At 61.3% G+C, this 21,655-nt stretch carries 20 protein-coding genes; 15 read left to right on the top strand and 5 right to left on the bottom strand.

Going from position 1 to position 21,655, the window contains the following annotated elements:
* The coding region (locus GSQ82_RS17995; protein ID WP_158793535.1) for a hypothetical protein at positions 1–1,442 on the bottom strand (1,442 nt) is incomplete at its 3' end.
* 152 nt (positions 1,443–1,594) lie between these two features.
* Between GSQ82_RS17995 and GSQ82_RS17990 the strand changes: the two genes are divergently transcribed.
* Positions 1,595–3,709, top strand: a complete 2,115-nt coding sequence (locus GSQ82_RS17990; protein ID WP_254061726.1) for a M13 family metallopeptidase — start codon at positions 1,595–1,597, stop codon at positions 3,707–3,709.
* A 94-nt stretch (positions 3,710–3,803) separates the two neighbouring features.
* The gene (locus GSQ82_RS17985; protein ID WP_158793534.1) at positions 3,804–4,724 is read left to right on the top strand and encodes a DMT family transporter; all 921 of its coding nucleotides are present in this window, start codon (positions 3,804–3,806) and stop codon (positions 4,722–4,724) included.
* A gap of 9 nt (positions 4,725–4,733) precedes the next feature.
* Here the strand turns inward: GSQ82_RS17985 and GSQ82_RS17980 are convergent, their stop codons facing one another.
* Positions 4,734–6,110 (bottom strand): MATE family efflux transporter, encoded by a 1,377-nt coding sequence (locus GSQ82_RS17980; RefSeq protein ID WP_158793533.1) that lies wholly within the window; start codon positions 6,108–6,110, stop codon positions 4,734–4,736.
* 494 nt (positions 6,111–6,604) lie between these two features.
* Positions 6,605–7,657: an aldo/keto reductase gene (locus tag GSQ82_RS17975; RefSeq protein ID WP_158793532.1), complete on the bottom strand. Its 1,053-nt coding sequence runs from the start codon at positions 7,655–7,657 to the stop codon at positions 6,605–6,607.
* A 167-nt stretch (positions 7,658–7,824) separates the two neighbouring features.
* On the opposite strand from GSQ82_RS17975, the gene GSQ82_RS17970 reads away from it, so the two are divergent.
* Entirely contained in the window at positions 7,825–8,169 is a 345-nt protein-coding gene (locus GSQ82_RS17970) for an STAS domain-containing protein (protein WP_158793531.1), read from the top strand.
* A 39-nt stretch (positions 8,170–8,208) separates the two neighbouring features.
* Here the strand turns inward: GSQ82_RS17970 and GSQ82_RS17965 are convergent, their stop codons facing one another.
* A complete protein-coding gene (locus GSQ82_RS17965) occupies positions 8,209–9,471 on the bottom strand; it encodes a threonine synthase (RefSeq protein WP_158793530.1) in 1,263 nt (420 codons plus the stop codon).
* 104 nt (positions 9,472–9,575) lie between these two features.
* Positions 9,576–9,923, bottom strand: a complete 348-nt coding sequence (locus tag GSQ82_RS17960; RefSeq protein ID WP_158793529.1) for a hypothetical protein — start codon at positions 9,921–9,923, stop codon at positions 9,576–9,578.
* A gap of 113 nt (positions 9,924–10,036) precedes the next feature.
* On the opposite strand from GSQ82_RS17960, the gene GSQ82_RS17955 reads away from it, so the two are divergent.
* The 12 genes from GSQ82_RS17955 to GSQ82_RS17900 all read left to right on the top strand — a co-directional run bounded on the left by GSQ82_RS17955 (position 10,037) and on the right by GSQ82_RS17900 (position 21,331).
* On the top strand, positions 10,037–11,038 hold the full coding sequence (locus GSQ82_RS17955; protein WP_174243090.1) for an HAD-IIB family hydrolase: 1,002 nt from the start codon (positions 10,037–10,039) through the stop codon (positions 11,036–11,038).
* 270 nt (positions 11,039–11,308) lie between these two features.
* A complete protein-coding gene (locus GSQ82_RS17950) occupies positions 11,309–12,028 on the top strand; it encodes a lytic transglycosylase domain-containing protein (protein ID WP_158793528.1) in 720 nt (239 codons plus the stop codon).
* An 80-nt stretch (positions 12,029–12,108) separates the two neighbouring features.
* Entirely contained in the window at positions 12,109–13,146 is a 1,038-nt protein-coding gene (locus GSQ82_RS17945; protein ID WP_158793527.1) for a lysylphosphatidylglycerol synthase transmembrane domain-containing protein, read from the top strand.
* A 239-nt stretch (positions 13,147–13,385) separates the two neighbouring features.
* On the top strand, positions 13,386–13,859 hold the full coding sequence (gene nrdR / locus GSQ82_RS17940) for a transcriptional regulator NrdR (protein ID WP_158793526.1): 474 nt from the start codon (positions 13,386–13,388) through the stop codon (positions 13,857–13,859).
* 3 nt (positions 13,860–13,862) lie between these two features.
* Entirely contained in the window at positions 13,863–14,906 is a 1,044-nt protein-coding gene (locus GSQ82_RS17935) for an isocitrate/isopropylmalate dehydrogenase family protein (RefSeq protein WP_158793525.1), read from the top strand.
* 110 nt (positions 14,907–15,016) lie between these two features.
* Positions 15,017–15,835, top strand: coding sequence for a carboxypeptidase regulatory-like domain-containing protein (locus GSQ82_RS17930; RefSeq protein WP_254061725.1), 819 nt, complete (start codon positions 15,017–15,019; stop codon positions 15,833–15,835).
* A gap of 28 nt (positions 15,836–15,863) precedes the next feature.
* On the top strand, positions 15,864–16,235 hold the full coding sequence (locus tag GSQ82_RS17925; RefSeq protein WP_158793524.1) for a hypothetical protein: 372 nt from the start codon (positions 15,864–15,866) through the stop codon (positions 16,233–16,235).
* A gap of 29 nt (positions 16,236–16,264) precedes the next feature.
* Positions 16,265–16,720 carry a DUF1569 domain-containing protein gene (locus tag GSQ82_RS17920; RefSeq protein ID WP_158793523.1) on the top strand — a complete coding sequence of 152 codons (456 nt, stop codon included), beginning with the start codon at positions 16,265–16,267 and terminating at the stop codon, positions 16,718–16,720.
* Between the two features lie 70 nt (positions 16,721–16,790).
* Positions 16,791–17,903: an aspartate-semialdehyde dehydrogenase gene (gene asd / locus GSQ82_RS17915; protein ID WP_158793522.1), complete on the top strand. Its 1,113-nt coding sequence runs from the start codon at positions 16,791–16,793 to the stop codon at positions 17,901–17,903.
* Positions 17,904–17,929: 26 nt separating this feature from the next.
* A complete protein-coding gene (gene lysC, locus GSQ82_RS17910; protein ID WP_158793774.1) occupies positions 17,930–19,348 on the top strand; it encodes a lysine-sensitive aspartokinase 3 in 1,419 nt (472 codons plus the stop codon).
* 11 nt (positions 19,349–19,359) lie between these two features.
* On the top strand, positions 19,360–20,043 hold the full coding sequence (locus tag GSQ82_RS17905) for a 4-hydroxy-tetrahydrodipicolinate reductase (protein ID WP_158793521.1): 684 nt from the start codon (positions 19,360–19,362) through the stop codon (positions 20,041–20,043).
* A gap of 19 nt (positions 20,044–20,062) precedes the next feature.
* Positions 20,063–21,331: an aminopeptidase gene (locus GSQ82_RS17900; RefSeq protein ID WP_158793520.1), complete on the top strand. Its 1,269-nt coding sequence runs from the start codon at positions 20,063–20,065 to the stop codon at positions 21,329–21,331.
* The last annotated feature ends 324 nt before the right edge of the window (positions 21,332–21,655 follow it).

The raw sequence follows: 21,655 nt of genomic DNA, 5'->3' as shown, positions 1-21,655 counted from the left end.
GGGGGGGCGGGTGCGGTGGAGGGGTTGTCGGGGGTGGAGGAGTCGGCCTCGATGGCCTGGGCGGACTCGCTTCCGAAGTGGACGGGGATGTCGTTTGGCGGGGGTGCGGAGGCTTCGGCTAGCTTGACTTCGGCTTGCTCTTTGGAGGACAGGGCGGGGAGGGCGTAGATCTCGATGGCGTCGGCGTGGACGACGGCGAGGGAGAGGCCGTCGGGAGCGAGGGCGAAGTTCTGGCCGGCGCGTTCGACGGGGGAGCACTCGGCGCGGAGGATCTGTTTGCCGGAGTTGGTCTGGTAGACGACGACGGTCTGGGACTGGATCTCGTCGGCGCTGACGGGCTGGTCGGGGACGAGGGTGGAGTGGGCGAGGATGCGGCTGAAGGCGAAGCGTCCACTGGCGGGGGCGAAGACGAGGGAGGGGGCGAGGTAGTCTCCGTAGAGGTTCTGCTCCCACATCTCTTCACCGCGCATATTGAAGCCGCCGAGGACGTGGAGGCCCTGGCCTTCGTGACAGGCGAAGGCGATGAACTCGCTGTGGCTGACGAAGAGGGGGGCTGGGGGGCAGGTGGAGTCGAGCGGGGCGAGCTCGTCGATCTTGCCGGTGTAAGAGTGGAAGTCGAAGGCGAAGTGTTGGCGGCCCTGGTCGACGATGGCGAGATAGCCGGAGGCGGTGGCGGGGATCATGCCGGTGGATCGGGTGACGACGCGGCCGGCGGATTTGGGGATCACGGTGTCGTCCTGCCAGAGGAGACGGTAGAAGTTGACCTGGACGGGAGCGCGGTAGGGTTCGCGTTCGATGAGTCCGGTCTGGCGGGGGGTGGAGAGCGGGTCGACAGGCTTGGGCGCGGGTGGGGTGCGTTTGCGGGATTCGATGATGAGGAGGTCGGCGTCGGGCGAGAGGAGGATGGTGGCGATGGTGCGGTCGACGGAGTTGAGGAACTTGCGCTCGGCGAAGGGCTGGCCGGAGACGAGGTTGGCGAGGGGCGCGAAGAGGGTGAGGGAGTCGCGGACGCGGAGGATGAATTGGCCGTGGCCAAGGCTCCAGAGGTACTGGCCGTGATCGTGCAGGCGCCAGGTGGTGCGGGCGAGGATGTGGCCTGAGGGAAGCTCGAGGAGGACGGCGTCGACGTTGCGGTCCATGTCGTCTTCGGGCTCGTCGGGCAGGCGGGTCATGAGGTGGCGGGCGTTGAAGGTGATGAGGAGGTGCTGGCCGTCGACGTAGTGGAGCGTGAGCATGGAGCTGCCGCTGAGGAGGAATTGCGGGGAGAGACTCTGGAAGCCGAGGCTGTCGAGGGGGATGCGCTGGGGGGCGGCGGGGCCTTTGGCGTGGAGTGGGGCTGAGGCGAGGATGCCGAAGAGGATCAGACTGAATAGGGACAGACCGGGCAACGGGAGACGGGAGCGGCGGTGTGGGGTCGAATTTGGGTGCGTGGGAACCAACATGGCGGAGGGCGCGTATCCCTGTTTATTCGATCGTTCGTACACTAATGTTTCACAGACGAAGGAACTGCGCCAAGGTGTGCATCGGGAGCCGTGAAGTTGGTGGGTGGTATGGGCCAGGTGATACAAAAGCTTTGTAGCAAATAGGAGAAGAAATGATGATTGGACGGGAGTTAGCGGCAGGCAAGGACGGACGCCGGGCTGCGTTGCGTGTGGCGGTTGCGTTGATGGCGGCTGGAGCTTGGAGCACGGGCGTTGCGCAACGAGTCGAGATCGCGGTCGACAGCAGCAAGCCGACGCAGGTTTATCTGCCCGTTCCAGGCTTCGATAAGACGTCGATTGATACGACGGTGGACCCCTGCAACGACTTCTACAAGTTTGCGTGCGGAAAGTTTGCGGCGAACCATCCGATTCCTGCGGACCAGGCGGGAGTGGACCAGTTTTATGAGCTGTACAACGTGAATACGCAGTCGCTGAATGGGATTTTGAACAAGGCGGCGGCGGGAGGCGCGGGCCGGTCACCGGATGAGCAGAAGATCGGCGACTACTACAAGGCGTGCATGAATACGGACCTGATCGAACAGAAGGGACTGGCTCCGGTGGAGCCTCTGCTGCATGAGATCGATGCGTTGAAGAGCAAGGACCAGCTGCCGGCGGTGGTGGGCAAGCTACAGCGGATGGGCGTGACTGTTTTCTTCGGCTATGGCGAACAGCAGGACCTAAAGGATGCGGCGAAGCAGATTGCGGCAGTGCAGCAGGGCGGGCTGGGATTGCCGGAGAGGGACTACTACCTGCGCACGGGCGCGAAGGATGTAGAGCTGCGGCAGCAGTATGTGGACCATGTGGCGAAGATGCTGACGCTGGCGGGAAGCACGCCGGAGCAGGCGAAGAAGGATGCCGACGCGATGATGGCGTTTGAGACGACGCTGGCGAAGGCTTCGATGACAGTAACGGAGATGAGAGATCCGGAGAAGACGTATCATCTGCAGCCGATCGCTACGTTCGAGGCGACGATACCGGGCGTGGACTTTGGGGCGTTTCAGGATGCGGTTCACTCGCCGCGTGTGAGCGAGTTGAACAATGCGACGCCGGATTTCTTCCCTGCGCTGGTGAAGGAGGTCAACGCGACGGACCTGGAGACGCTGAAGGCTTATATGCGGTACCAGTTGCTGACGGCGATGGCTGGGCGGATGCCGAAGCGGTTCGATGAAGAGAACTTCGACTTCTATGGCCGCAAGCTTGAAGGACAGCCGGAGCAGGCGGCACGATGGAAGCGCTGCTCGAACTCCGTAAACGGCGCGCTGGGCGAGGCGCTGGGCAAGGTGTATGTGGCGCAGTACTTTGCTGGAGACAGCAAGGCGAAGATGCTGGAGATGGTTCATGACATTGAGGCCGCGATGGAGCAGGACATCGACCAGAGCGAGTGGATGTCGGCTGAGACGAAGGTGAAGGCGAAGGAGAAGCTGCACCTGGTGGCGAACAAGATCGGCTATCCGGACAAGTGGAGAGACTATACGAAGCTGGAGATTAAGCCGGAAGATCCGCTGGGCAACAAGATACGCGCGGATGAGTTTGAGAACGACCGTCAGCTGGCGAAGATCGGCAAGCCGGTGGACCATGGCGAGTGGGGGATGACGCCGCCGACGGTGAACGCGTACTACGATCCGAGCATGAATGACATCAACTTCCCTGCCGGGATTCTGCAGCCGGCGTTCTATGACTCGAAGGAAGACGATGCGGTGAACTATGGACACATCGGTGCGGTGATTGGGCACGAGCTGACGCATGGGTTCGACGATGAGGGCAAGAAGTTCGACGGCAAGGGCAACCTGAACGACTGGTGGACGGCGGACGATACGAAGAACTTCGTGGCGCGCACCGACTGCCTGGTGAACGAGTACGGCAGCTTTACGGCGGTCGATGATGTGAAGGTGAACGGCAAGCTGACGCTGGGCGAGAACACCGCGGATAACGGTGGGCTGGTGCTGGCGTATATCGCTTATCTGGACCGGGCGAAGAAGGAGGGTGTGGACCTTGCGGCGAAGAAGGACGGCTATACGTCTCCGCAGCGGTTCTACATCGGCTTCGCGCAGAACTACTGCGAGAACTCGCGGCCGGAGCAGGTGAGGAATCAGGTGCTGACGGATCCCCACTCTCCAGACCACTTCCGCGCGAATGGCGCGATTGTGAATCAGCCGGGATTTGCGGCGGCATTTGGATGCAAGAAGGGTTCGCCGATGGTGCCGGTGCAGAGTTGCAGGGTCTGGTAGCGGCAGCTTAGAGACTAGTAGCTTGGTTGTGATCGGGAGAGCGGCTTCGGCTTGCTCTCCCGTTTTCTTTTGTGGGGTGTGCGAGAGTGAATGTATGGCGGTTTTAGAGAAGAGGCGGGCGCTGGGGTTTGCGGCGTGCGCGATGGCTAGTTCGTTGTGGGGGTGCGGATTTTTCTTCGGCAAGATTGCGCTGATGGAGATGGGCTTCGCGCATATGGTACTGTACCGGTTTTTGTTTGCGCTGGTGGTGCTGCTGCCGTTGCTGGTGACGCATCGGCCGGGGTTGAACGGGGGCGAGTGGGGATTGCTGCTGATCGCTTCGTTTCTTGGGGTGCCGCTGCAGTTTCTGATTCAGTTTTATGCGCTGTCGATTACGACGGTGAGCCACGCTTCGCTGATGGTGGGGACGATGCCGGTGCTGTTGGCGGTGGGGGCGGCGGCGTTTGCGCATGAGCGGATGGACCGGGTGGGATGGATGGCGCTGGCGGGGTCGACGTGCGGGGCGGCGCTGATTGCGCTGGGAGGAAAGCATGGTGTGGGCGGGGCTTCGTTGAAGGGAGATCTGCTGGTGGTGGTGTCGCTGACGATTGCGCTGTTCTGGATTCTGCTGAATAAGCGGTTGATGGAGAGGCACTCGCCGGTGGTGGTGACGGCGTATGGGTTGCTGCTGGGGACGTTGATGCTGATGGTGTGGGTGCCGGTGAAGTATGGGATGCCGCCGGTGCATGGGGTGTCGGTGAAGGCGTGGCTGGCGTTGGCGGGGAGCGGGGTGTTGTGTACGGCGACGACGACGCTGCTGTGGAACTGGGGGATGACGCAGGTTCCGGCTTCGCAGGCGGGTGTGTTGTTGAATATGGAGCCGCTGATGGGGAGTCTGCTGGGGGTGTTTGTGCTGGGAGAGCGGCTGGGGCCGAGTGCTTGGGTTGGGGGAGGATTGATTGTGGCTTCGGCGGTGACATTGACGACACGGTCGAAGACGCGGGTGGGGCTGGAGGTTGAGGGGCTGGGGCCTTAGGTTGCGGCTTTAGATTTTTGAGAGTTGGTGGGGGAGGGTGGCGCGGAGTTTTTTGGTGGTGTGGCGCCAGGTGGCGGTGAGGGTAAGGCCGGCGACGACGAGTCCGGCGCAGAGACCGAGCCAGAGGCCTACGGCTCCGTAGTGGAGGCGGAAGGCGAAGAGGTAGCCGATGGGGAGGCCGATGATCCAGTAGCCGACGATCTGGATGTAGAGGCCGGCGTGGGTGTTGCCTGCGCCGCGGAGGGCTCCGGTGGCGGTGATCTGGAGGCCGTCGAAGAACTGGAAGATGGCGGCGACGAAGAGCAGGGGGACGGTGGCGGCGATAACGGCCTGGTCGGTGGTGAAAGAGCCGGCGATGGCGCGGGGGAAGGTGAGGAGAACCGCGGAGAAGATGGCCATGGCTGTGGCTCCGAGGAGGATGGCGGCCCAGCCTGCGGAGGCGGCTTCGGTGGGTGCTTTGCGTCCGATGGCCTGGCCTACGCGGACGGCGGCTGCGGCGGAGATGGCGAAGGGGACCATGAAGGTGAAGCTGGCGCAGTTGAGGGCGATCTCGTGGCCTGCGAGCGGGAGTCGGCCCATGGTGCCGATGAGGAAGGTGACCATACCGAAGATGGAGATTTCGACGAAGATCTGGCTGCCTGCGGGTGCTCCGAGGAGCGCGAGGCGGCGGAGGCGGTGGGGTTCAAAGTGGAGCTGCATGCTGCGGAGGCCGTAGTGGTGGCGGCGTTCGATGCGCCAGAGGCCAAGGACCATGAAGAGGGCGAGGTAGCAGCGGGAGATGGAGGTGGAGAGGCCGGATCCGGTGACGCCGAGAGCGGGGATGTGGATGGGGCCGAAGGAGTGGCCGTAGATGAGGAGCCAGTTGCCTACGACGTTGATGAGGTTTGCGGTGACGAGAGCGAGGGCGATAGGGCGGACGTGGTTGAAGGCCTGGAGGTAGCGGCGGAGGGTGAAGTAGAGGAAGAGTGCGGGGGTGCCGTAGTTGAGCGCGCGGAGGAAGGCGACGGAACCGGTGAGGACCTGGTGGTCGATGGGCAGGCGCAGCATGAGGATGGGGGCGCAGAGGACGATGAGGATGAGGGTGAGGGCAAGACCGGCGGCGAGGATGAGGCCGTGGAGAAGCCAGCGGTTGGCCTCGTCGAAGCGGCCTGCACCGTGGGACTGGGAGAGGAAGGTGTCGAGGCTGAGGAGGACGCCGGAGATGCCGAAGGCGATGGTGTTGTAGAGGACCTGACCGAGGGCGGCGGCGGAGATGGCGAGGGCTGGGTTGGCCATGTGTCCGACCATGACGGTGTCGACGATGCCCATGGACATCCAGCCGAGTTCGGCAAGGATGAGCGGGAGGGCAAGGGTGAGCACCGGACGGATTTGCTGGCGAACGGACATGATGGTGCGGGTACTCCCCTCCCTACTTTGGTGTGTAAAGTCTTCGAAACAGGTGATTTGACAGTGTACTTCGGATGCAGACGGATGGGGGAATCTTCTTGTGGAGGATTCGCGACCAACGCCCTGGGTGGTATCGACCTATAGCACGATGCGGAACTGTTCCGGATGTGGTGCGAGATGAGGAGAGAGTATTGGCACGCCGAGTCCATTGCAGGTCCTTCGACTGCGCCTCTCGCGATGAAACTGCGAGAGGGCTCCGCTCAGGATGACGCTTCTATATCAATCCATCACTTACGATCCATCACTTTCTAATATCAGTCCATCACTTCCGCTCAGGCTATATCTCGATACTGCCTTGGGTAAAACGAAGAAGCCCCGGTGATGGCCCGGGGCTTCTTCTGTTCCTGTATCCTGTATAGCTGTCGGAAGGTATCTTCTACGCCACGTGATTGGCCGCGACTGGCGCGGGGTTGGAGGGTTTCGGGGCTTGACAGCTACTCCGATTTGGTGACTGGCCGCTCGGCGGGGGCGAGGCGGGCGGCACCCTGGAAGGGGAGCATCCAGCCGGGGTACTCGGGTGGCAGGGCGCTGACCTGGTCGAGCTGCTTGAGCTCGTCGGGGGTGAGCTTGAGTTCGATGGCGGCCAGGTTGTCGGTGAGTTGGTCGAGGCGCTTGGCTCCGATGATGATGGAGGTGACGACGGGCTTGGAGAGCAGCCAGGCGAGGGAGATGCGGGCGGGGCTGCAGTCGTGAGCTTTGGCGATGGGGGCCATGGCGTCGAGGATCTTCCAGGTGCGCTCCTTATCGACGAGGGGGAAATCGAACTCGGAGCGGCGGGTGCCTGCGGGTTTCTGGTTTTCGCGGCTGAACTTGCCGGAGAGGATGCCGCCGGCGAGTGGGCTCCAGACGAGGAGGCCGGTCTTTTCGGCTTCGAGCAGGGGAACGAGATCGCGCTCGAGATCGCGGCCAGCGATGGAGTAGTAGGCCTGAAGGCTGTCGAAGCGGGCGAGGTTTTTGAACTCGGAGATGCCTAGGGCTTTGGCGATCTTCCAGGCCTGCCAGTTGGAGACGCCGATGTAGCGGACCTTGCCTTGCTGGACGAGGGTGTCTAGGGCGCGGAGGGTCTCTTCGACGGGGGTGACGGTGTCGTTGCCGTGGATCTGGTAGAGGTCGATGTGGTCTGTCTGGAGGCGGCGGAGGCTGGCGTTTACGGCGTCCATGATGTGTCCGCGGGATGCGCCAACGTCATTGCGTCCGGGGCCGACGCGACCGTAGACCTTGGTGGCGATGATGACGTCTTTGCGGGCGATGTTGAGGTTCTTGAGGGACTGGCCGAGGGCCTTTTCGCTCTCGCCTTCGGAGTAGACGTCGGCGGTGTCGAAGAAGTTGATGCCGGCGTCGATGGAGGCCTTCATGAGCTCGTCGGCTTCGGCCTGGCTGGCGGTGCCGACGACCTTCCAGAAGCCGTCGCCGCCGTGGAAGGTCATGGTGCCGAAGCAGAGGGTGGAGACGAGGAGGCCGGTGTTGCCCAGGGTTTTGTATTCCATGATGATGTGGATCCTTTGGCCGAGAGGGTCGGCACCTTGGCGTTAGATGGTGGGCGGAAGAGTGACGATTCAGCGTGGGGATGGGGCTGCGGCCTATGTGTACGCGAAGGTGCTACATTCACGCGGCGTTCACATTTGAAGGGAGGTTATTCCATAGACTTTGATCCATGCGCGATGAACCTTTGACTTATAGCTTTACCGATGGACGGAGTGAAGGAACGAAGATTCTGAAGCTAGACGGGCCGCTTACGCTGTCTACAATGTTTGCGTTGCAGGATGAGCTGCGGGCGCTGAAGCCGCAGAGGATGATCGTGGACCTGAGCGATACGCCGTATATGGATTCGGCGGGGCTGGGGTTGATTATGAACAGCTATGTGTCGGCGGAGAGCCATGGGGGATCGGTGGTGCTGGCGGGGACGAACGAACGGGTGGCATCGCTGATCGTGATGACGAAGGTAGATATGGTTCTGAAGAGCTTTGCTACGGTGGATGAGGCTGAGGCTGGTCTTTAGGCCAGCCCCGTTCTCGAATCTTCTGTTTTGCGACGCTGATTATTGCGGTGTGATGATGCCGCCGACGGGCATGCTGGTGGGGAGCGCGGTGGGGCGGCGAAGGTGCATGGCTTCGGCGGTCATGTCGGTGTACTTGAGGCCGGCGCCGGTGTTGAAGAGGACGACCTTGTCGGTGGGCTTGAGTTCGCCTGCGGCGAGGAGCTGGTCGTAGGCAGCGGTGGCGGCTGCGCCCTCGGGTGAGAGGAAGATGCCTTCGTGGCGAGCCCAGTCGAGTATGCTGGCGAGGATGACCTCGTCGGTGGAGGCGAGGGCTTTGCCTCCGGACTTTTCGAGGATGTCGAGGATGATGGCATCGCCGTAGGGCTTGGGGACGCGGAGGCCAGCAGCGAAGGTGGATGCGTTCTGGAAGAACTCGCTGACGGGCTGGTGCTGGTCGTAGGCTTTGACGATGGGAGCGCAGCCTGCAGCCTGGAGGGCGTACATCTTCGGGCGCTTGCTTCCCTTCTCGACCCAGCCGAGTTGCTCCATCTCTTCGAAGGCCTTCCACATGCCGATGAGGCCTACGCCGCCGCCGGTTGGGTAGAAGACGGCGTCGGGATAGGTCCAGCCGAGCTGCTCGACGAGCTCGTAGCCAAGGGTTTTTTTGCCTTCGACGCGGAAGGGTTCTTTGAGGGTGGAGACGTCAAACCAGACCTGGCTGGCGGGGGTATTGGCTTCGCGCTGGGCCTTGATGTTTTCGCCGACCATGCGGGCGCAGTCGGAGATGAGACCGTCGACCATGGTGACGTCGGCGCCGTAGAGGACGCCTTCGAGGTAGTTGGCGAAGGGGACGTCCTGCGGCATGAATATGTGGGCGGAGATGCCGGCGGCGGCGCAGTAGGCTGCGAGTGCTCCGGCGGCGTTGCCTGCGGAGGGAACGGCAAGGTGCTGGAGGCCGTAGTGACGGGCCATGGTGACGGCGAGTCCGAGGCCGCGGGCTTTGAAGCTGCCGGTGGGGTTGGCTCCTTCTTCTTTGACGTAGAGGCCGGGGTAGCGCTTGCTGTGGAGCATGGGCGTCCAGCCTTCGCCGAGGGTGACAGGGGTGACGTCGGGCAGGACGCTGGAGTAGCGCCACATGCCGAGGCTGGCGGGTGAGGCGGCGGCGCGGGCGGTGATGTCTTCACGCCGGGCGGTGCGCTTGAGCTGGTCCATGTCGTAACGGACATAGAGGGAGCCGGAGCAGAGGGGGCAGAGGGTTTGTGGTGTGTCGGCGGAGAGCTGGTGTTGGCAACGGACACATTCCAGAAAAGCAATCGCGGGCATATATCAGATGTTACCGGAATTATTTGCAAAAGAATTTTAATGCTGTCGACGAGTGTCCGAAGGCAGCGGGATTAGAGGTTGAGAGACAGGGATTCGACAGCGAACTAGTGACGCTTGAGCCAGCGGCGAGACGAGAAGTCGGTGGCGATGCTGGCGGCGAGCAGAAGGAGGCTGATGGTGAAGGCGCTGACGACCCAGTTGAGTTCCATGCGGCCCTTGAGCATGAAGCGGTCGAGGAGAGCCAGTACGAGGACCAGCACGGCTGCTTCGGCGAAGAAGGAGGAGCACCGGTGCGCGGCGATGGCGACCAAATCGAAGAGTGGGGATGGACTCTTTTTAGGGGCTCCGCCGCCAGGGGGAAGGAGGATAAGTTGCGGGGCGGTGGTCTGGACTGACTGGAGTTGCTGGGATGGAACACTCCGGAGGGAGCTTAGAACATTTTTGTGAAACATAAACAAGCCTTTGTGGTGCCTGCTTTCAGTCTGCGGGGGGCGTGGATGAAAGTCCAGTGAATTTCCTGTAAATGCATGTTTTTGAACGGGTTATGGATATTTATGCAGGACGAATGAGAGAATATGCAGAAGTTGAGGTGGCTATGCGGCTGATTGCGGTGGACATGGACGGGACGCTGGTGGGGCCGGATGGCGGGGTGAGCGCGCGGAATCTGAAGGCGATGAAGGCGGCCGAGCGGGCGGGTGTGGAGGTGGTGGTGGCGACGGGGAGGCGGCACTCGTATGCGATGCGGGTGTTGCGGGGGTTGGGGCTGCGGGAGGAGGATGCGCTGATCAGCTCGAATGGGACGGTGACGAGGACGATTGGGGGGAGGCTGGTGGAGAGGACGCTGTTGCCGGTGGAGACGGCGCGGTGGCTGTGCGGGCATCTGGATGAGTTTCGCAATGCGCTGGTGGTGACCTTCGATAAGGTGGGGGCGGATGGCGAGGACGCTCGCGGGGCGCTGGTGGTGGAGCGAATGGAGGAGCTGACGGCGAGTATAGGGCGATGGATGGCGGCGAATGAGCCTTATATTGTGCGGATGGTTCCGATTGAGCAGGCGCTGGAGGGCGATGCTCCGATACAGATGATGCTGTGCGGGACAATTGAGCGGATGCGGCGGGCGGAGGCGAGGCTGCTGGAGCATCCGGGGGTGTCGGCTGTGGGGGTGACGCCGCTACGGAGGGATGAGGTGCGGAGGCTGGAGAGCCTGGGGCGGGCGGAGGGCGGGATCTCGCCGCAGGAGCGGGCGCCGGGTGCGGAGGCGGCGTTGCATCGGACGGAGTATCCGGAGAGGGATTTGAGTATTGTGGATATTTTGCCGGCGGGGTGCAGCAAGGGTTCGGCGCTGCTGCGGCTGGCGGAGGGGCGCGGGATTGGGGCCACGGAGATTCTGGCGATTGGGGATAACTGGAACGATGTGTCTATGCTGGAGATTGCGGGGCAGGCGGTGCTAATGGGGAATGCTCCGGAGGATCTGAAGGCTGCGGCGGCGGAGCGTGGGTGGAGGATGGGGCTGCGGCATGATGAGGATGGGGTGGCGGAGGCGATTGAGTCGGCGTTGGCGGGGATTTAAGGCTGGTTTACTGATTTTTTAAAAGATAGGTCCTGCCGGACGGGCCTCCTGCACGGAGGGTGGTCACTTCGTGACTTGTATACCCCTTCGGGTGCGGCTCCCGTTGGTCGCTTGAGAATTTTTGTGCCGACCATCGGGAGGATCGTGCGAAGCGGTATACGCTCCACGAAGTGGGCGCTCGGTGCGCAGGCGCTTGGGTTTGATGGCACGAAGGTGGGAGTTTTGTGCGGGCCGTGGCGGGGTGGACGGTGGTAGCCTTTGAAGGTGGCGATGTTATCGAGATTTCGACTTGGCGCGATGGGCTTTGGGCTGGTGCTGACGGCGGTGTGTCCGCTGGCGCGCGGGGCTGAGCATGTGACGCTGAGGAACGGGTTTGAGCTGGATTGCGTACGGCGCGAGATGGTAGGGGATAAGGTTCGGCTGTATCTCGCGGATAAGGGTGTGGCGGCAGCGGACGACACGAACTATCTGGAGGTCGCAGCCGATGCGGTAGTGAGGGTGGAGACGGTGCCCGATGTTCCGGAGCCGGTGAGTGCGGTGAAGGTGCCTTCGCCGACGGCGGTGATGACTGCTCCGACAAAGGAAGAGATGCACGAGATGTTGGCGCATGCGGGTGCGGCACACCACATCGATGAAGATCTGCTGGCGAGCGTGGTGCGGGCTGAGAGCGGCGGGCAGGTGAGGGCAGTGTCGCGGACAGGTGCGCAGGGGCTGATGCAGTTGATGCCTGGGACGGCGAGTGCGATGGGAGTGGAGGATGCGTTTCGGCCGGAGCAGAATATTGCGGGCGGTACAGCGTATCTGGATGAGCTGCTGACGCGGTATCGCGATAATGTGGCGCTGGCGCTCGCGGCTTATAACGCAGGGCCGGGGGCGGTGGATAAGTACCATGGGGTGCCTCCGTATCGGGAGACGCGGGAGTATGTGGCTCGGGTGATTCGCGAGTTCAACCGGCGGAAACAGATGGCGCTGATGGCTCAGGCGAAGTAGATTCATCCACGGATGTACTGCGCTGGTGTTCAGGTTGCGCTGGCTTACCCATTGCCGAAGTTTCATAGAAGAGAGAGACGATGACGAAGCGGAGTGCGGTTCTGTGGTCGGTGGCGGTCGTTGCGCTGGTTGTGCTGGTGTTTGTGTTTCGAAGCAGGGTGCAGTTTGACTGGGGGACGTTCTGGCAGCAGCTGCGGCTGGTGAGCGTAGGGCACATCGTGGCTGGGATTGTGCTGATTTATGTCACATATTTTTTAAGGGCTTTGCGTTGGTCGGTGTTTGTGTCGCCGACGAAGAAGGTGTCGCCCACTTCCCTGCTGGGGTCGCAGTTTATCGGATTTACGGCGGTGGCGCTGTTTGGGCGGCTGGCGGATCTGACGCGGCCTTTTCTTGTTGCGAGGCGGATCAGTCTTCCGCTGAGCTCGCAGATTGCGGTGTACACGATTGAACGGATGTTCGATCTGGGTGCGGCGGCGCTGATCTTTTCGAGTGCGCTGGCGTTTACGCCGAAGGGTCTGCCGCACCATGAGGTGTTTGTGAAGGCGGGCGTGGTGAGCATGGGATTGACGCTGGCGATTGCGATCTTTGCTGGCGTGGTGCGGACGGCGGGTGGTACGGTGGCGTCGTTTGCGCGGGGGACGGTGGGCCTAGTGTCGAAGGCCGCGGGAGAGAGTCTTGCGACGAAGATTATTGGGTTTCGCGATGGGTTGAATGCGCTGTCGTCGGTACGGGACTTTGGCGTGGTGGTGGCGATTTCGCTGACGATGTGGGTGATGATCGGGTTTGCGTATATGCAGACGGCGCATGCGTTTGTGCATACTCCGGAGCTGGCGGGAGTGACGTTTTCGCGGACGATGCTGTTGATGGCGGCGAGTATTGGCGGGTCGTTGCTGCAGTTGCCGATTATTGGGTGGTTTACGCAGATTGCGATTACGGCGGCGGCGATGCATACGTTCTATGGGGCTCCGATTGAGGCGGCTACGGCGTGTGGAGCGATGCTTCTGGTGGTTACGTTTATCTGCATCATTCCTGCGGGGCTGGTGTATTCGCGGGTGGAGCATGTGAGTTTGAAGAAGGTGGCTGAGGAGAGCGAAGCTGCGGGGGCGGCGGAGTTGTAAAAGATATGTCCTGCCGGACGGGCCTCCTACACGGAGGGTGGTCACTTCGTGACTTTTGTACTCCTTCGGGTGGGCCTCCCGTTGGTCGGCAATAAAGATTATGCCGACCAACGGGAGGATCTTTGTCGCTTGCGCGGGCTTGACAAGGTATACGCGTCACGAAGTGACCTCACGCTGAGTAAGCGGCCCGGCCGGCAGGACATGATCTTTAAACGCACTGTTAGAATCGGTATATTCCGATGAAGTGCCCCTACTGTGGTTTTGCCCAGGACCGAGTTGTCGATTCACGCGAGAGTAAAGACGCGGACTCGATACGCCGGCGACGGGAGTGCGAAGGCTGTAACAAGCGATTTACGACGTACGAGCGGATCGATGAGATTCCGTACATGGTAGTGAAAAAAGATGGGCGGCGGGAGAAGTTCGATCGGCAGAAGGTGCTGAGCGGGCTGCTGCATGCGTGCGAGAAGAGGCCGGTGGCCGCGGTGAATCTGGAACGGATTGTGGATGAGACCGAGGCGTATGTGGTGGATTCGCCGGAGCGGGAGCGGACGACGAATGAGGTCGGCGAACTGATTATGTCGCGGCTGAAGGATATCGATACGGTTGCTTATATCCGGTTTGCGAGCGTGTATCGCGACTTCAAGGATGTGCGTGAGTTCAAGGCGGAGCTGGAAGAGTTGTTGGATGGAAAAGACCCCAAGAAAAGGCGGTAGTGGATGACGGCAGCAAAGAAGACGCACAGGATTACGTTGATTCCGGGAGATGGAATCGGGCCCGAGGTTTCGAGCGCGGTAGTAAAGATTCTGGAGGCCGCGGGTGCGGCTACGGGCGTGGCGTTTGAATGGCACCCGTACGATGCGGGAGCGACGGCGTTTGAGAAGACGGGTGAGTACATCCCGAAGGTGCTGTACGACTCGATTGAGAAGAACAGGGTGGCTCTGAAGGGGCCGGTGACGACGCCGATTGGCGGAGGGTTTGCTTCGATCAACGTGACGCTACGGAAGAAGTTCGAACTGTTTGCGAACTTCCGGCCGGTGAAGAGTCTGCCGGGGTTGAAGACGAACTATCCGAATCTCGATCTGATGATTGTGCGCGAGAACATGGAGGACCTGTACGCGGGACTGGAGCACGAGGTGGTGCCGGGCGTGGTTCAGGCGTTGAAGATTATTACGGAGAAGGGTTCGACGCGGATTGCGAAGTTTGCGTTCGACTATGCGCGCAAGCATGGACGGAAGAAGATTCATGCGATTCATAAAGCGAACATTATGAAGCTCTCGGATGGATTGTTTCTGAAGTGCTGCAGGACGGTGGCGGAGGGCTTTCCCGAGGTGGCGTACCACGAGCATATTGTGGACAACACGTGTATGCAGCTGGTGATGAATCCTTACCAGTACGATATTTTGCTGACGGAGAATCTCTACGGCGATATTCTGAGCGACCTTTGCAGCGCGTTTGTGGGCGGGCTAGGGCTGGTTCCGGGCGCGAACCTGGGGACGGAGTGCGCGATCTTCGAGGCAGTGCATGGGTCGGCTCCGGATATTGCGGGCAAGGATATGGCGAACCCGACGGCGCTGCTACAGAGCGCGGTGTTGATGCTGCATTATATCGACGAGCCGGAGACTGCGGAGCGAGTGCAGAACGGGCTGGAGCTGGTGTATCGCGAAGGTAAGACGCTGACGAAGGATGTTGGCGGTACGAGCGGGACGAAGGCGTTTGCGGATGCGGTGCTGGCAGCGATGGAGGCTCCGGTTCAGGCTTAGGTTGTTGCCATGACGACAGAGCGTAGTGCAGGATGGTCCGGTGCGCTTGGAGAGACTTCGGTTTTTCTGAGCGCACCGCGATGTTTGAGATTGAGTTGGAGTGAGGTTGTATGAGGCGGATGTGCGGTGGTTGGATGACGATGTTGGCGGTGGGTGCGGTGCTGGCAGGTTTGGCTGGATGCAAGCCGAGTGATGCGGTGAAGCAGGCGCAGGTGATCGGCAACGGAACCAAGGATGCTGCGCCGCCTGCGGTTGCGCCGATTGTGCCGCTGGATCAGGCGACGGAGGGCATGGTGAGCGGGACGGTGCACTTTGCGGGGAAGGCTCCGGAGCGGGTGAAGATCGATATGAGCATGGACCCGGTGTGCTCGATGATGGGCGGGGATAACTACTCCGAGCAGTATGTGGTGGCGGATGGCAAGCTGGCGAATGTGTATGTGTACATCAAGAGCGGGCCTCCGGCGGCGATGATGGCGGGAGGACCGACGCCTGCGCCGGTGGTGATGGACCAGGTGGGGTGTAAGTATGTGCCGCATGTGGTCGCGGTGACGAGGGGCGGATCGGTGGAGTTCCGCAACTCGGATGGGACGATGCATAACATCCACACCATGCCTACGGCGGAAGGGGCACATGCGGTCGATATCTCGCAGGGAGCAAAGGGCGCGCCGCAGGTGAAGCAGTTTAACCAGGTGGAGACGATGATTCCGGTGCGTTGCAATAACCATCCCTGGATGAATGCGTTCATCAATGTTTCGGCTACGCCGTTTTTTGCGGTGACGGATAAGGATGGACACTTCGGGATCAGCGGGCTGCCGGCGGGGACGTATACGATTGTCGCGGTACACGAGAAGATGGGCGAGCAGGTGATGACCGTGACGGTTGACGCGCATAAGACGGTCAAGGCGGATTTCAGCTTCAGCTCGAAGTAGAGGACTTGAAATAAAGGACGGGGGCGCGATGAGTGCAGGACTGGCGATGTTGGCGGTAGCGGTGCAGGAGCATGTGCAGTTCCGGCTCGAGTTTGTGGTGCACCGGCTGCCGTTCTGGTTTTTGGTGTTTGCGCTGTTTCTGCCCAGGCTGACGCTGGTAGTGGCGTGGTTTCAGGGTGTGCTGGTGCCGTTTCATCTGGAGAGCTGGCTGGCGCCGTATCGCCTGCAGGGTTGGCTGGTGCCGCTGCTGGTGTGGGCGCTGCTGCCGCGTGCGCTGGTACTGTTTCTGATCTATCTCGACCAGGGGGTGAGCCTGTGGTTCCTGGTTCATCTGGTGGTGGCGGTGCTGGTGTGGGGTGGGTCGGGTGGGTACCACTCGAGACGCAGACGCGATAACTGATTCGCCGGTTCGCAGGATGAGGATTGCGAATGAAGACTCTGGACAAGGCGCCGTGTTGCGAGGAGATTCTGAAGCGGATTGAAGAGCTGACCGTGTTGGATAGGCCGCGATGGGGAACGATGTCGGCGCATGGGATGGTATGTCATCTGTCGGACGCGCTTCGATTGACGCTGAGGGAGAAGAGTGCGGAGGATGCGTCGAGCTGGTTTCTGCGGACGGTGGTGAAGTGGGGCGCGCTGCGGGTTCCGATGAAGTGGCCGAAGAATGTACCGACGCGGCCGGAGTTGAAGCAGGGTGGGGGCGGGACGTGCCCGACGGAGTTCGATGCGGATCGGCGGGAGCTGCTTGCGCTGGTGGAACGGTTTAGGCGGACTCCGGTGGAGGCGATGCCGGGTCATCCGATGTTCGGCAGGATGACGGAGTTCGAGTGGAGGCGGTGGGGATATCTGCATGCGGACCATCATCTGAGGCAGTTTGGGCGGTGAGGGGTGTTCGCGCGCGGCATGGCGCGTTATTCTAAATGGATAACCAGATCGCACTTTGGGGCGTGAAGCAATGGAACGGCGTAAGGTTGGGATTCTTGGCGCGACCGGCATGGTCGGGCAACGATTCATTCAGTTATTGAGCAATCATCCGTGGTTCGAGATTGCGTGGCTGGCAGCGAGCGATCGGAGCGCGGGTAAGACCTACGCCGATGCGTGCCGGTGGAAGCTGGACACTCCGCTGCCTGCGGGGATTGCGGCGATGACGCTGCAGCCGAATGTTCCTGAGGGCTCGGCGGTTGAGCTGCCGAAGATTATCTTTGCTGCGCTGGACTCGGATATTGCGCGGGAGCTGGAGCCGAAGTTTGCCGCTGCGGGATGTGCGGTGATCTCGAACTCGAGCGCGTTCCGGATGACCGAGGATGTGCCGCTGGTGGTACCGGAGGTGAATGCGGATCACCTGGCGATGCTGGAGACGCAGAGCTGGCGGCGGGAGAGCGGCGGATACATTGTGACGAATCCGAACTGCAGCGCGATTGGGCTGGTGCTGGCGCTGAAACCGCTGGAGGAGAGGTTCGGGATTGAGAGCCTGTTTGTGAGCACGATGCAGGCGGTGAGCGGTGCGGGATATCCGGGCGTGGCTTCGCTGGATATTCTAGGGAACGTGGTGCCGTTTATCAAGAATGAGGAAGAGAAGCTGCAGGAGGAGGTCGGCAAGCTGCTGGGTCGTTTGAACGGCGCGAAGGTTGACCTGCTGGATGCGAAGGTGAGTGCGCACTGCAATCGCGTGGCGGTGGAGGATGGGCATACCGAGTGCGTAAGTATCAAGTTCAAGAAGAAGGCTACGCGCGAGGAGGTTCTGGCGGCATGGAGCGAGTTTGCGCCGCTGGAGGGACAGCATCTGCCTACGGCTCCGACGCAGCCGGTTGAGTTCGATGCGGGTGTGGATCGTCCGCAGCCACGGCTGGACAGGATGCGCGGGAGTGGAATGGCCGCGACGGTGGGGCGGTTGCGCGAGTGCACACTGCTGGACTGGAAGTTCGTGGTGTTGTCGCACAATACGATTCGCGGGGCAGCGGGAGCGGCTGTGTTGAACGCTGAGGTGCTGGCGCGCATGGGGAAGCTGGATAAGCTTGGGGTGCCGGTGACCGGGGCGACGCAGCGGGCAGTGGCGGTGACGGCTTGAGCGTAGAGCGTCGGAGTCTGGTGGTGATGAAGTTTGGCGGTACGTCGGTGGAGGATGCGCCGGCGATGAAGCGGACGGCTGAGATTGTTCGCGGGCGACGGGATAAGGGGCTGGAGGCTGTCGTTGTGGTATCGGCGATGGCGAAGGTGACGGACCTGTTGCTGGCTGCTGCTGCGGCGGCGGGACGTGGAGATAAGGCGGGCGCGCTGGCAATTGGTGCGCGACTGCGGCATCGGCATATCGATACGGCGGCGGCGCTGCTGGAGACGGAACGGTTTGCGAAGTTGCAGCTTGCGCTGCATGCGGAGTTCGATGCGCTGGATGATCTGCTGCGAGGAATTTCCGCGGTGGGCGAGTTGACGCCGAGGACAAACGATCTGGTGGTGAGTTTCGGGGAGCGGCTTTCGAGCAGGGTAATGGCCGAGGCTCTGCAGGAGCGCGGGATGCAGGGCGCGCATGTGGATGCTCGACGTTGCATTGTGACGGACGCGAACTACGGCAAGGCGGCGCCGGTGGAGAGTGCGATTGAGGGCAAGCTGGCAGAGGTAGTGCTGCCGCTGATCGAGGCTGGGAAGACTCCGGTGATGGGTGGGTTTATCGGAGCGACGGTGGAGGGCGTCACGACGACGCTGGGGCGCGGCGGAAGCGACTACACGGCGGCGCTGGTGGGTGGCGGGATGCATGCCGGTGCGATCGAGATCTGGACGGACGTGAACGGGATTATGACGACCGATCCGCGGATCTGCCCGGATGCGCTACGGGTGAAGACGATCAGCTTCGAGGAGGCGGCGGAGCTCGCGTACTTTGGCGCGAAGGTGCTGCACCCGGCGACGATTTTGCCGGCGGTGCAGAAGAGTATTCCGGTGTGGGTGCTGAACTCGCGCAATGCGGCGAATGAAGGCACGAAGATTACGGCGATGGCGGATAAGTGCGCGAGTCCGTTCAAGAGCATTGCGGCGAAGAAGAGACTGACAATTGTGGATGTGGTCGCGAGCCGGATGTTGATGTCGCATGGATATCTGAAGGCCGTGTTCGATGTGTTCGATAAGTACAAGTGCGCGATTGATATGGTATCGACGAGCGAGGTGAGCATCTCACTCACTGTGGACAGCAATCAACAACTGCCGGAGATCTGCTCTGACCTGAGCAAGATTGCGGATGTGAAGATGGAGGGCAATAAGGCGCTGGTGTGCCTGGTGGGCGAGGATATTCGCGGACACAACGGGATTGCGGGGCAGGTGTTTTCGGCGATCAGCCATGTGAATGTGCGCATGATCTCGCAAGGTGCGAGCGAGATCAATATGAGCTTCATGATCGATGAGGAGGATGTAGAAGAGGCAGTACGGAGTTTGCACAAGCACTTCTTCACGAACCCGGATGAGACCGTGTTTGACGTAACGGGCAGGGATAATGCGAACCGGATAGAACAAGAGAGCAAGGCTTAGGAAGGCACACGATGCGGGTATTGGTTTTGGGAATGGGTAAGACGGGCAAGCTGGTGGCGTCGATTGCGGCGGAGCGCGGACATGGTGTGCATGTACTGGATGCGAAGGAGAACGCGGGCGCTTCGGCGCTGACGCCTCCGTTCGTTGCGGGGTTCGATGTGGTGATTGATTTCACGACGGCTGAGTCTGCGGTGCAGAATATGCGTGCGTGCCTGGCGACGGGCGCGAAGATGGTGATTGGAACGACGGGCTGGTACGACAGGCTTGGGGACATGCGTGCACTGGCGGAACGGAAGCAGGCGGGCCTGTTGTATGGCACGAATTTTTCGGTGAGCGTGCAGGTAATGATGCAGATGGCGGCCATGATGGGCAGGGCGCTGAAGAACACCGGGTACAAGTTTTCGATCGTCGAGACGCACCATACGAGCAAGCTGGATTCGCCTTCAGGAACGGCGATCAGCCTGGCGAAGGCAGTGACGTCTGAGACTGGTTCAGAGGTGCCGATTGAGGCCATCCGTGACGGCGATGTGATGGGATTGCATACGCTGGAAGCGCGGAGCGAGGCGGATCGGCTGGTGCTGACGCATGAGGCGTTTTCGCGGCGAGGGTTTGCCGAGGGCGCGGTGCGTGCGGCCGAGTGGCTTGCGACGCGTACGGGATGCTATGACTTTCGGGATGTTTACACAGAGATTTAGCGGAGTGGAAGGATTGACTATGAGCGTTGCGGCAGTGGCGGATAAGACGAAGTTTGCGAGCCTTACGTTCGAGGAGAAGCTGGACCGTCTGGCCGAGGTTGCGGTGAAGGTGGGGCTGGGATTGCGCGCGGGGCAAGAGCTGATCATGTCTGCTCCTATGGAGGCGTTGCCGCTGGTGCGCAGAATTACAGAGTACGCGTACAAGGCCGGGGCGCTGTTGGTGACTACGTTCTACTCCGACGATCCGAGCGTGCTGGCGCGGTTTGAGTATGCGAGTGATGCGAGCTTCGACTATGCGCCGGTGTGGCTGCAGGATGGGATCGCGGCGGGTTTTCGCAGTGGCGCGGCGCGGCTGGCGATTGCGGGAGCGAACCCTGCGCTGCTGGCGAAGCAGGATCCGGCGAAGGTCTCGCGGGCGAATATTGCGGCGTCGAAGGCGGGTAAGCCGGCGATGGAGTTAATTACAAAGCACGAGATTAACTGGACGATTGTGGCTTATGCGACGCCGGAGTGGGCGAAGCTGGTGTTTCCGGGAGAGCAGGAGCATATCGCCGTCGCGAAGCTGTGGGAGGCGATTTTTGTGGCCTCGCGCGTGGCGGTGGACGATCCCGTGCAGGAGTGGCGGGAGCATGGGGCGCGGCTGAAGAAGCGGATGGATCTGTTGAATGCGAAGCGATTTTCGGCGCTGCACTTCAAGGGGCCTGGCACGGACCTGACGGTTGGGTTAGCGGACGATCATCTGTGGGCGGGCGGTGGGACTACGGCGGGGAATGGAATCTACTGCCAGCCGAATATTCCTACGGAAGAGTGCTTTACGACGCCGCATAAGGATCGCGTGGACGGCACGGTGCGGGCTTCGAAGCCGCTGTCGCACCAGGGAACGCTGATTGAGAATATTGCGGTGCGGTTTGAAGGTGGCAGGATTGTGGAGGCCACGGCGACCGCGGGCGAGGATGTGCTGAATCGGCTGATCAGTACGGATGATGGAGCGCGACGGCTGGGTGAGGTGGCGTTGGTGCCGCACTCTTCGCCGATTGCGCAGAGTGGCGTGCTGTTCTGGAATACTCTGTTCGATGAGAATGCGGCGAGCCATATTGCGCTGGGACAGGCTTACTCGACCTGCCTGATCGGCGGCGAGAAGATGGATGCGGAGCAGCTGGCGGCGCTGGGTGCGAATGCAAGCCTGATCCATGTGGACTGGATGATCGGGTCTGGCGAGATGGATGTGGATGGTATTGCAGCGAGTGGCGCGGCTGAGCCTTTGATGCGTAAAGGGGAGTGGGTTTAGTCTTCGGTTGATGGAAGATGCTGTCCTGCCGGACGGGGCTCCTACGTGGAGGGCGGCCATTCCATGGCTCTTTTCCTTGTTTGCAGGGGTGAGCGACGAGTGCCCTCCCGTTGGTCGGGATTAGGGATGTTCGTTCGTGATTCGGTGCGCCGCGTGTTCGCATATTCTTCTTGAATTCTTGTGGCGTTCGCGAGAAATTCGCGGTACATTGAAACTCAATCGGACCACGGTTCGTCTTCACATACAGTTCCCAAAGAATTTGCCTGCAATACCCTGCCCTTTTTGCGGGGATTCTGTAGCTAATCCTCAGTTGGCGTCTTCCAT

Source organism: Granulicella sp. L60 (assembly GCF_009765825.1).
Lineage (GTDB): Bacteria > Acidobacteriota > Terriglobia > Terriglobales > Acidobacteriaceae > Edaphobacter.
This window is presented reverse-complemented; position numbering and strand designations above follow the sequence as displayed.